Here is a 13,502-nt window from a genome sequence, read left to right on the forward strand (position 1 = left end):
TAAAGTAGACTTTTTTATCCTAACAGTTTTTATATCATTTGAAAATCCATGAATTTATTAACTTTTTGTAAAGATTATTAAAAGTCGGACTTCTGACAATAATCACTTTTCAAAGACTAAAAAGCGTTGTAAAATAGCAATAGCTTGATAAAGTTCAAGCACAATAAATCCAGCAAAAAGGGGAAAGAGGAGATTTATGCAAACGAGAATGAAGGGAAAAAAACGCACTACAAGCATTTTATTAATCATCGTACTTCTTTTAAGTACGATTTTACCTTCTAGTTTAATACAAAAGGCAGAAGCACAAATTGCTGGACATGTTGTTATTAGTCAAGTGTATGGTGCTGGAGGGAATACTGGGGCAGTATTCTTAAACGATTTTATAGAATTATACAATCCGACGGATGAGGATGTCTCTTTAGATAACTGGTCTGTTCAGTATGCAAGTTCTACAGGAAATTTTGGTACCTCTGTAACAGAATTATCCGGAACTATTAAGGCACATGGATATTATTTGATTCATGAAGCAGGTGGAGCAAATGGTAAAGCTTTACCAGATGGTGACGTAATTGGTGGAATAGCTATGGCTGCGGCAGCTGGAAAAGTAGCCTTAGCAAACACAACTAGTCCACTTAGTGGGAGCAAACCGGCAAACGTTGTAGATTTTGTTGGATACGGAAAGGCAGCCAATGCATTTGAAGGAACAGGTTCAACAGGTGCAGATCTTAGTGCAACACTAAGTGCTCAACGTCGTCCATATGCAGGTATGGTCCCTAGCCCTGGAAAAGGAAATGGTTGGGATTCTGATGATAATAGTAAGGACTTTGTAAACACAGCTCCAACTCCACGCAACTCAGCAAGTCCAACTGAAAAGTTCGAGTTGAACGAAAGTGTACAACCAATTGTTGACCGAGTTTTCTATCAACAATCAGGAACAAACGTTACAGTGATGGCTACTGAAGGAACAGTTCCAAATAATGCAGTTGTCACATTTTATGGAACTTCAACGACAGGAGTAGGTGCTCTTGGTACAACAACAGCGAAAGCAGATGGCTCGTTTGTAACGACATTCGATGCATTAGTTTCACTTCCTACTTTATATATAACAGCAACAGATGCTGATAAGCCAGAAAGCGCAGCTTCAGCGGTCGATGTAGCGAAACCAACTGCAGCACTTATGCAAGATAAATTAAGCTACAATGTGGACAAGAGTAAAGTTGGTACGGTAAACGGAACAACCGCTGCACTTTCAAATGCAAGAATTTTCGTTTATGCGGATAGTGATAAAACAAATCGGTTGAGTGCACAACCAGTTATTGCAGACTCAAAAGGAAACTTTACAGTGTCAGTCAATAATGCTCCAGACACAGTTTACGTAACGCAACAAAACTATACTGCTAAAGGAATTATGCTTGAAAGTGCGACGGCCTCTGTTACAAAGCCATCAAATGAAATAATTACCGATATTAGCACAGTTCGTCAATCCGACTCAAACGGTCATCCCATCAATCTGAATAAATATTTTACGATTGAAGGAATTATGACGATTGATAACGGAATCCTAGGTACGCAAAAGAATAACTATTATATTCAAGATGCAACTGCAGGGATTAATATTTTCGGAAGCTTTGACCATAAATTAAACATTAAACGTGGAGATAAGCTACGCGTTTCTGGAAAAGTCCTTGAGTACAACGGTTTAACGGAGTTTGAACCGACTAATGTTGAAAAACTATCAGAAGGCGAAACACTTCCTACTCCGAAAAATATTACCGTTACAGATATGAATGATTTCGCAACAATCGAGCCATTGGAAGGTAGCTTAGCTACGATCAGTGGGAAAGTAACGAGCTCATCTTTATCTGGTGCTGGCTACAATGTCACGGTTGCAGATGAAAACGCAAAAACAACATTGTTGCGTGTTATGACCACTACGAAAATCGATATGGAAAAAGATATTGTCGTGAATAAAAGCTATTCATTCACAGGCATTGTTGGTCAATATTCAACTAATGTAAATCCAAAAAATGGCTATCAATTAAACATTCGTGATGTAAAGGATATTGCTTCAATTCTTGGAATATCACACAATCAAATGAAAGAGGCTTTCAAAGATACAACTATTTCGTTTGAAGCATTCGCAGATGGAGCTGAATCCGTTACGCTTTATTACCGAAATGTTGGGAGCACCGAGTATACTCAGTTACCAATGGCTGGTGACGGACAAGGAAGATATACAGCGTCACTCCTTTCAAGTACGTTAAACAATACAGATTTCGAGTATTACATCGAAGCAAAAGCGGGAGAAAATATTAGATTTGCAGGCTCAAGTGATGTGCCTTTTAAAGTAGTATTTGTTGATGATGCAGAAGGTCCAACATTCGCAGCAGAAATACCTTCTAATACAGCAAAAGTTGAAAGTCCACGTCCTGAAATTTCAGTTGTTATGGAAGATCCAAGTGGAGTAGATAATAAATCTATTAAGATCTTAGTAGATAATCAAGACGTAACTAAAGATGCAACTGTATCAAACACACAAGTAAAATACACACCGACTAATGACTTAGATTTAGGTATCCATACGGTAAAAGTAACAGCAGCTGATACGAAAGGAAACGTTAGCTCGAAAGAATGGACGTTCGAAGTCGTACCTCGTTTCACAGGTGGTCATCACTACCGTGGTACAACGCATAACCACACAGTTATTTCACATGATGCTAAAGGTAGCCCAGAAGATGCATTAAAAGCTGGAAAGAAATACGGCTATGATTACTTCGCATTTTCTGATCACTCACATGACATTGACCCTGAATTATTAGGTCAAGATACGGTCGATCATAAAGGGCAACAAGAACGTAAAGGTGGGGACGATTGGAAGCTAACGAAGGATTTAGCGAAACAATATACAAAAGACGGTGAATATGTTGTATTCCCAGCGTTTGAAATGACTTCTACTACATGGGGGCACTCGAATGTATTTGGAACAGATAATTTCATCGATCGTAATATTAACGGTAAACAATATCAAGATCTAAGCAAGTATTATGCATGGGTATTAACATATGACGATATTGTAGCCCAGTTTAACCACCCGGATATGTCAAAAGATGCGTTTAATAACTTTAAGCCATACGATAAAAACGTAGATAAGTTATTTACGATGCTAGAAGTAGGAAATGGTTCTGGTAGTTACGGCTATGCAAATGCAGAAGGGAAATTATTCTCTGCACTTGATTTAGGTTGGCATGTAGCTCCAACGTACGGAGAAGATAATCATGATGGTACATGGGGTAAAACGAATGCACGTACTGTAATTGTTGCAGATGATTTAACGCAAGAGTCATTATTACATTCAATGGCGAATATGCGAGTGTACATGTCAGAAGATCCTAATTTCCAATTAGATGTATTGGCAAACGGATTCTATATGGGTTCTACTGTGGATAGTAAAACATTGAACTTCACAATAAATGGTAAAGATCCAGTGGCAGAATCTAAAACAAATGGTTACGATTATTTATCCAACACTTACAAATCGGATGATCGTGTAAAGAATGTTGAACTTATTTCAAATGGTGGAAAAGTGGTAGCTTCGTATTCTCCAATGACGGTAGATTTTACGTGGAAACCATCTTACACAGTTACAAGTGGTCAGCAATGGTTTGTTGTCCGTGTTACACAAGCTGATGGGGAACGTATTTATTCAGCTCCAATTTGGTCAAAAGAAGAATCAGTCGATGTAAAAGTGAATAGCATTGATATTGTTGGAGATGTTGTAATCGATGGTAACCCAGCTACTGCAAAAGTTACAGTTGGAAACTTCGGTACACAAACAGTCAACAATTTGAATGTCGACCTTTATGTTGATGTACAAGATGAAGCACATAAACTAGGTTCAGCGGTTATCAACTCCATTCTTTCAAAAGGAACAGGAGTAGCATCTATTAAATGGGACAAACCGGTTACAGGTGACCACCAGTTAATCGCGAGCGTTACATCCAAAGATGGTGCAAATCTAGGAGATGTATCATTAATATTACCAGTAAAAGTTAAGCAACCATTGGGTTTAAAAGTACTAATTGATGCAAAGCATGGCAATGAAAACTCAACAGGTGATACCTCCACATACGGAGATAATTTAAAAGCCTTTACTCTATTACTTCAAAAAGAAGGATATAAAGTCGAGCAAAATAAAGCAGTCATTACATCTGATGTATTGTCAGACGTAACAATTCTAGTCATCACTCAACCAAAAACGGCTTTAACAGCTGATGAGCAAAAAGTAGTAGGCGATTTTGTGAAAGCAGGTGGCTCTGTCTTATTTGCTGGAAAAAGTAACAACGGTTCAACAGACTCAACACTTCATAATGGGACGCTTACAGAAATCGGTACACAAATCAGAATGAGTCATGACGGTGTGTTCGATTTAAGTAAGAAAGGGAACTTTTGGAGTGACCCTGCTGTAAGTCCTTATGCAGTTCGCGCTTATCCAGGGCTTGTAGATAACTATGTGACGGACCGTGTGCCGTTTATTGATTACTACAGTGGATCAAGCTTACAAGGAGCAGGAAATACAGCATTAACAAAAAGTGGGAAGCTGAAGTTTCTAGTTACAGGAAATGAAACAACGTATCAAGGAAATGTGAAAAATGGTAGCTTCGTATACGACGATGTGTCTGATGATCACGGAGGTTCAGCTATTCCATTAATCGTTTCTGATGAAATTGGTGCTAAGGGACGTATTATTGTGTCAGGTATGAATACGTTCAATGATAAACAAATGGATGAATCATTTGAGCCAAAAGGAAATCCTCAGTTTATCTTGAATGCAGTTAACTGGCTAGCTCATCGTGATACGAAAACCACGAAAATTGAAGATGCTCGAAAACTTGCAGACGAGACGCCAGTTGTTATTGAAGGAACAGTGACAACCGCAGCAGGTGTATTCTTCGATGCGTTCTATGTTCAAGATGCAACTGGTGGTATCATGGCCTTCAATGAAGTTCCTGCAGGCTCATTAAAATTAGGTGATACAGTTCGTATTTACGGTCATATTAAAACATTTGAAAATAACAAAGAAATTGAGTTTGGTAAATTTGATATTGATGTTATTAAGACAGGAACAGGTGCTGCAGTTGCTCCGAAAGATGTAACAACTGGAACAGCGACGTCAGCAGCGAATCAAGGTCTGCTTGTTAAAGTAAAAGGAAAAGTGACTTCGAAATATGATGACACTTCTTATGTAATCAATGATGGAACAGGTAATTTATTAGTCTTTACAGATGGATACATTGAAAATCAAGGAATTCCTGTGCCCCAATTGAACGTTGGCGACACTTTAGAGGCTGTAGGCTTATCTGGGGAGTTTTCAGGTGGCTCACGAATTCGTGTCCGAGATACGAAAGAGTTGAAAGCGACTCCTGGAACGGACAATGGTAATCCAGTAGTAGAAATAAGTGTTGATAAAAAATCAATTGAAATGACAAAAGGTGATACAGTTCAACTTCATGTTAAACAAATCACTACAACAAATGATGGAAAATCAACTGAAAAAGACGTAACAAATGAAGCAATATATACAGTAGAAAAAGCAAATGTCGCTTCTGTTACAAAGGGATTAGTGACTGCAAAAGTACAAGGAACAACTAACATTACCATTGCATTTGAACAAAAAGAGGTAGTTGTTAGTGTTACAGTGAAAAATCCTGGTGGTGGAAATCAAGGTGGTGGAAACCAAGGTGGTGGAAATCAAGGTAATGGAAATCAAGGTAATGGAAAAGTAGAAGATATCAAAGTGGATAAAGACAGTGGAACATCTTTCCCACAAACGCCGATTAAGCGTACTACAGAACCTAATGGTACTGTAAAAGATGAATTAACTTTAACAACGGATACTGTGAAAGAAACAGTAGCAAAATTAAAAGAACAACATCAAGATACTGCAAGAATGGTTATTCCAGATAAGGAAGACAAAGTCAGCGAAGTAAGTGTAACTGTTCCAAAAGAAGCAGTGGGTACACTAGCTAACGGAAAAACAAATCTAGAAATCTTTTCGGATAATTTGCATCTGTTTATTCCACAAACTTCGATGCAAAATTTTGGAGCAGACCTATTCTTCCATGTTGTTCCATTAAAAGAGCAAGTACAGAAAAATGAAGTTGAGGGACGAGCTAAAAAAGAAAAATTAGTAACCCAAATCACTGGGAATAAAAAAGTAACTGTGTTAGGTCGTCCGATGGAAATTGATACAAATATGCAAAATCGTTCGGTCACAATCACATTACCAATTCCAACAAATGCAACACAAGAGCAAATAAATAACTTAGCTATTTTCATAGAACATAGCGATGGAACTAAAGAAGTTGTACAAGGAAAGTTAGGAGCATTTGACAAAGGGACACAAGGTGTTCAATTTACAGTCAATAAATTCTCTACTTTTACAGTCTTGTACCTGGAGGGCGCAGCGAAGTATTTTGCACAAAATTCATGTGTAAGTAAAGCGGATTGTCTTCAAGTGAATAAGACAACTCCAGTGTATGTATTAGAAAATAACCGCTTGAAAAAAGTAGGAGAAGCAGTAAAAGGTCAAAATTTACCTGTTAAACAAGCTATTTCTCCAATGCTTGGTCTAGGTGGAGACGTCTGGTTAGAACGAACAGCAGCAGTTTCTTACGAAACACCATCTAAAGAAATGCTTGCTAAAAACGAATTGCCAGCCAACAAACGTCCAATACAAATTTGGAAAGGCCTAGAGTTAACTCCAGGTCAAATTGGAAAAGTGACTATTCTAAAAGACACAGTCATTTGGCAATCAATTGATAAAACAACTAAACTACCAAGAGTCTTGAAAAAAGGTGAACAATATAGAGTGTATCGCTATGTTCCAGGTATGTACCAAGTTAGCGACAAAGAATATATTGTACAAGATTCAAACGTAGTCCTCTTCAAAAAATAATAATGGTGCCAGGCACCCACACAATTCTGACAATTGAGTAGCATGAAAAAAACCTCTTAAATCTTTCGAGATTTAAGAGGTTTTTATAATTTCGTCTAAATTGAGTGAATGACTTTCGGCATTTAAACAAGTTCGTTGTTTTTTCGGTACTTTTCCAGAATAGGTAATGCGTATTTATTTGCTAATTCCATATCTCCTTTTTCCATATAATAATCAAATAATTTTATCTCATAAACCTCCGCTGCAAGTCCATAGCCCATATCCTTGAAAATCGGGTAAACCTTAGTCTCTAGGTAGTGGTAATACTGTTCTCTGTGATTTTTAATCTTAAATATATGCAACTGAAAAAAGTGTTTTAGCATTGGTTCGTTTAGTTTATTCGCTAGAGAATAACCTTTTTTGGCTAAATGTAGCAGTTCCTTGTCAGATGCCAACCCTAGTTTTGTGGAGGCATTTAAATATCCCTCAAGAGACATTAAATATTGTGAATTAGTTGGTTTACGTATTTCCAAGGACTGTCTATAATACTCTAAAGCTTTGTCATAAGAGCCGTTGCGAAATTGCTGGTAGGCATAATTGTAAAGTAGCTTGGCTTTTTGTTCGGTTAACCCATAATTGTCCGCCATCTCAATTAATCTAGGGTACCCTGAATCTTTTGGGTCAAAATGTTCCTCTTGTTCAACTTGAATCAGCATTAACATCTCTGTTTCAATTATTCGAGTAAAACTATGTGTTTTTGTAAAAAAAGTAAGTGCTTTATTAGCGTAATAATAGGCTAAAACACGAGAATCCATGCAATGATAGGCTACAGCTAAATGGTAATAATATTCAGGATTGTTGTAATAGGTAATATCTATTAATTTTAAATATGAAATTGCTTTATAATGTTCCTGGTGATAGTTGATGAAAAATTCTCCTTTAATATGTAATAGCATGTTTTTATCGTACGGAGTAAGGTCTTGCCAACTATCGATTTCTTTGATGAGTACCTCAGCAAGAGTACCTTCCCCAATTAATAAATAATACCTGGTAAGTATTAATGTATTAGATCGATAGAAATCAGGTATTTGCAATAGAATAATGCCCTCCAATTGCTCCTTTATTCTTTTAGCTTTTGAGTTTAGTTTTAAAATAATAGACTCATGCCATTCTTTTAATAGCCCCTCTAAGCTCAAGTAGGTTTCAATTTCTGCCTGCATGTCTATACAAAGCCTCTTAGCTAATACCTCTATTGTATCCTTTGAAACTTCTGTAATGCCTCGCTCAATTTTGCTTATATGCGTTTTAGAACAAATGCCTTCTCCTAAATCCGATTGGCTTAAGCCTTGAATCTCTCGGTGAAATTTAATGATTTTTCCTTGAATAATAGTAACCAGCTCCTTGGCATTTCCGCAATAGTATTCTCTTATCCCACATGACAAACGTTGACCCCAACTCTAATTTCTATTTGATTGAACTTTATAAAAAAAATCAACAAAAAACGTGTTTTTGTTCGTTTTTTTTTCAATTTTCTACTAGGTTGATTTGACTTGTGATCATGATAAAACCCCAATTGTCAGTAAAGATAGAGAAAGCTACTCTAAGATTATCACAAATAATTGACAATTATTTGTGAATATTCACTTTTTTATTTAAAAAGTAGTTAAACCAAATTTCAAGGAGGTGAAGTAAATTAAGTCATTTCTATTTTTATATAAGTATCCTTAATAAAATCGAAGTTATTTACAACAAGGACATCACTCAAAGACTATACCTAAATTCGCAATAATCATGTACTTATATTCATATTAAAATTGAATAGGAGAATAATTGATGGGAAATTATAAATTTAAGAAGTTAATAGCCACATTGATGGCAACTGCAATGTTAACCTTTCCTACGCTTCAAGCTTTTGCAAACGATCCATTTTCGGACAATCAAAAAGCATTCGATGTAATAGATTCAAAATATATAGGCGAAAGCTCTAAGACTAGTTCAGGAAACCATGTCATTACGCTGATTACAGGCGATGTTGTAACAGTGACATATATTGAAGGTGGAAAGAGCGTTATTAGTGTCGAACCTGCCAATGGAGCCGGTGGTGGAACAAGTATTATGACTCTTGGCAAGGATACGTATGTTATTCCTGATGAGGCGATGTCATATGTAGTTTCGGATTTTTTGGATAAAGATTTGTTCAACATCACAGCTCTCCTTGAGTACGGTTACAATGATGAAAATCAATCCACCTTACCAGTGATCGTACAGTATACTCCAAAAAATGCTCGTTTTGAGTTAGCTCTACCTGCTACTCTTGCAGGATCTGAACGGACGCATATTTTGGAAAGTATTGACGGGGTTGCAGTATCAACAGAGAAAGAACAGACTAGAGCATTCTGGGATGATATTACGGAGAATGCAGCTGCAGATTCTCGAAAGACTGGCGGTATTAAAAAAGTTTGGCTGGATGGTCGTGTCGAAGTGAACCTCGCTGAAAGTGTACCACAGGTTGGTGCACCAGATGCATGGGAATCAGGTTTTGATGGAGAGGGTATAACGGTAGCTGTTCTCGATACCGGCATCGATTCAGACCATCCCGATCTAGTTAACCAGATTGATAAGATTGAGAGCTTCGTTCCAGAAGAAGATGCACGCGACTATCATGGTCATGGTACACATGTGGCATCCACAGTACTTGGAACAGGTGCTGCTTCTAATGGACTTAATAAGGGGGTGGCTCCAGGGGCACACCTAATTGTAGGGAAAGTTCTTAGTTCATCTGGTTATGGTCAAGATTCCTGGATAATCGATGGGATGGAGTGGGCTGCCGAAAATGCGAAGGTGGTTAATATGAGTTTAGGTGACCCTAAGCCAAGTGATGGAACAGACCCGCTGTCTCAGGCTGTAAATAATTTGAGTGAAGAGACCGGTGCATTGTTTGTTATCGCCGCTGGAAACTCTGGTATGGAAGGCATTGGTTCACCAGGAGCTGCAGATGCAGCACTTACAGTAGGATCTGTTGACAAATCTGATAGTCTTTCTTGGTTTTCTACAAAGGGACCCCGTTTTATGGATTCAGGATTAAAACCTGATCTTGTCGCACCCGGCTCAGATATAATAGCGGCCCGTTCTCAATATGCAAGTCAAGGAGACGGTTCATATCTTAGTCTTAGCGGTACTTCTATGGCTACTCCCCATGTAGCGGGAGCAGCGGCCATTCTTGCACAGCGCTATCCAGATTGGACAGGAGATCAACTGAAAAGTGCCCTAATGAGTACGACGAAGATGCTTGACTATATTAAACCGTATGAGGGTGGGGCGGGTCGTCTAGATGTCGCAGCTGCCATATCCAGTACTATATATGCGAAAGGTTCCTTAGACTTTGGTTTCTTCCAATGGCCGCATGATGAGGAAACTCTTGTTGAGAAGACTGTTTCATATACCAATGTAAGTGATCAACCTGTTACGTTGGATCTCTCAGCAACCTTTATAGATAATAATGGTATAGCATCGGAAGAACTTTTACAGCTTTCAGCGGATCAAGTTACCGTACCTGCTAATGAAAGTGCTGAAGTTACAGTAACAGTTGACCCGAAAGAAGCTGCAGTAGGAAGTCGTTATCAAGGACAACTTACTGCCATGGTGGACGGACAAATAGTTGCTCATACGGCAATGGTCATGGGCAAGGAAGAAGAGAGGTTTTCTCTCACAATCAATGCAACAAATCGTGATGGAAATCCAGCAGAAACTGTTGTTTCGATAGTTGGTCCGAACAACTATCCAGGATTCTTGAATGTGCAAGGGACAACGGAATTACGACTTCCACCGGGAACTTATTCAGTTATGAGTATGATGGATGTTGATACAGACACGGATCACGCAGGAGTAGCAATGCTAGGTAACCCTGAAGTAGTTATTGTTGATGGTCCAGAAATTGTCGAACTTGATGCACGGAATGCAGTAGAAATTACAGCGAGCGTTCCGGAAAAGACCGAAGCGAAGTTTAGGAAACTGGAATATTACCGCAGTTTCAGTGAAACAAATACTATAACTGGAAGGTATTTGTTACCAGAATGGATAGATAAAATGTATGCGGAACCAACAGAAACCGTTAAAACTGGTGAATTTCATTTGAACACACGCTGGCGCCTGATCAAACCTGTATTGTCCATTAACGTCGATGAACTGGAGCTAGATACCCTAACTCTGCCAGGAAGTGAGCCGTTAGAAGGAAAGCATCAGTTGACTGCTGTTTACGCAGTACAAGGGACTCCGGAAGATTATAAAAACCTAGATGTGAAAGATAAGGCAGTGATTGTACAGCGCAGTAATGTGATCAATGGTTCTGAACGCGCTGCAGCAGCATATGCAGCAGGTGCAAAACTATTAATTGTAGTGAACGATAAACCTACAGAGTTTCTAGAATGGGTTGGAATAGAAGACTTTTTGGATAGTAATCCTATAGCTGTCGCTTCTGTTAGTGGAACAGAAGGGATAGAGCTTATCAAACTTGCCAAAAATGGGAATTTAATTTTAAACATTGAAGGGACACCAAACACACCATACGTATATGATCTAATCGATAACCATCATAACGCCATTCCAGAGGATTTAAGCTATTCTCCTACAGCGAATGAGCTAGTGAAAATCAATGCACAATACTACTCGGATCGTTCGGCGTCAGGAGAAGAATTCCGCTGGGATATTCCATCCTACAGCGAAAATGGAGTAGGTTTCAATTATCAATTGTCACTCCCATCTGTTCGCATAGAGTGGGTGTCAGCTCCAGAAGAAACAATTTGGTACCATCAGGCCCGAGTGGTTAACGAATGGGAAGTGCGGCAACCAGCGATGATTTATCAGCAGGGTCAACGCTTGGATGAGAAATGGTTTGCACCAGTTGTACGTCCTCGCTTCGGTGAAGGTTTTTGGGTGCCTGTCCGTTTTGAAAATGACCTGATTTTCAATGTTCCTTCTTGGGCTGATTCAGGCGATGGAAACACGGGGTGGGATCTTTCCAGTACTGGAAAGCAAACACTGAAACTTTATCAAGAGTCTGACTTAGTTGAAACGTCAAGCGATCAGATTATTGTATTGTGGGATGCTCCGGAAGAAAACACTAAATTTCGTTTGGTGAATGATGTAACTCGCGATCCGGAGCGATGGAACACATCAGTTAGCACACATACTGAGTGGACGATTTGGACTGAAATGCAAGAAGAATTCGAATCATTCCTTCCAATGATTTCACTTGATTACAAAGTGGATACGGACATGAAAGGGAATGCAGTCGCAGGGGACACGATTAAACTGGGACTGAGTGCGTCGCAGATAGATTATGCATCTGGAAATGGAAAAATTGTAGGTGCTTCACTTGAAGTTTCGTTTAACGAAGGAAAGACTTGGGAAAAGGCAGAATTGGTTCGTGAAGGGGAAGGCTGGAGAGCCAACATTAGCAACGCTAGTAAGAGTGGAACCTTTGTCTCTCTTCGTGCGAGCGCATGGGATGATTTAGGGAATCGCATAGATCAAACTGTTATAAAAGCTTTTGGTGTCTCGGAATCAGAAGTTACACTTTCTACAGACAAACTGGACTATTCTCTAACAAAAGGAACGACAAGCCAAATGAAAGTTAAAGCAGTAACAACTCCAAAACAAAGTAAAATGACAGAAGAAGATGTAACAAATAAAGCTACGTATGTAGTGAAAGATGATAACGTTGCATCTGTTACGAACGGCTTAATAACAGCTAAAGCAAAAGGCTCAACGAAAGTTACAATTTCTTACGGTGGAAATGAAGTGACGGTAAATATAAAAGTGACAGAACCTGCAGTAGATCCAGGTCCTGGTAGCGGTGGAGGATATACACCACCAACAACAACGCCAACACCACCAGTTCAACCGAATTTATGCGACGAGAATGCTAAATCTGGCTGTCTTCAAGTGAACAAGACAACTCCAGTATATGTATTAGAAAATAACCGCTTGAAAAAAGTAGGAGAAGCAGTAAAAGGACAAAATTTACCGGTTAAACAAGTCATTTCTCCAATGCTTGGGCTAGGTGGAGACATCTGGTTGGAACGAACAGCAGCAATTTTATACGAAACACCATCTAAAGAAATGCTTGCTAAAAACCAATTGCCAGCCAACAAACGTCCAATACAAATTTGGAAAGGCCTAGAGTTAACTCCAGGTCAAATTGGAAAAGTGACTATTCTAAAAGATACAGTCATTTGGCAATCAATTGATAAAACAACTAAACTACCAAGAGTCTTGAAAAAAGGTGAACAATATAGAGTGTATCGCTATGTTCCAGGTATGTACCAAGTTAGCGACAAAGAATATATTGTACAAGATTCAAACGTAGTACTCTTCAAAAAATAAAAAAATGCTCCTAGACATGTTAATCATGCTAGGAGCATTTTTTTGTGGCTCTATTCTATTAAAAGAAAATGAATTAATGGAATATAAACTGGTATCAATTTCACACATTATTTTCCTGAATTAAACCCTTGTTGGAGGAAGCATGTTTTCTAGTTTGATTAGATAAAAAAGATTGTTCTTAAAT

At 38.5% G+C, this 13,502-nt stretch carries 3 protein-coding genes; 2 read left to right on the forward strand and 1 reads right to left on the reverse strand.

The window, feature by feature from the left end:
• Positions 1 to 196: 196 nt before the first annotated feature.
• Complete coding sequence (locus ACFVR1_RS07250; RefSeq protein WP_387582316.1) at positions 197 to 6,955, forward strand: lamin tail domain-containing protein; 6,759 nt, start codon at positions 197 to 199, stop codon at positions 6,953 to 6,955.
• A gap of 122 nt (positions 6,956 to 7,077) precedes the next feature.
• On the opposite strand, the gene ACFVR1_RS07255 is transcribed toward ACFVR1_RS07250, so the two are convergent.
• Complete coding sequence (locus ACFVR1_RS07255) at positions 7,078 to 8,376, reverse strand: helix-turn-helix domain-containing protein (protein WP_387582319.1); 1,299 nt, start codon at positions 8,374 to 8,376, stop codon at positions 7,078 to 7,080.
• Positions 8,377 to 8,767: 391 nt separating this feature from the next.
• On the opposite strand from ACFVR1_RS07255, the gene ACFVR1_RS07260 reads away from it, so the two are divergent.
• Complete coding sequence (locus tag ACFVR1_RS07260) at positions 8,768 to 13,318, forward strand: S8 family serine peptidase (RefSeq protein WP_387582322.1); 4,551 nt, start codon at positions 8,768 to 8,770, stop codon at positions 13,316 to 13,318.
• Positions 13,319 to 13,502: the final 184 nt, after the last annotated feature.

This window comes from Psychrobacillus sp. NPDC058041 (assembly GCF_042885655.1).
Taxonomy (GTDB): Bacteria; Bacillota; Bacilli; order Bacillales_A; family Planococcaceae; genus Psychrobacillus.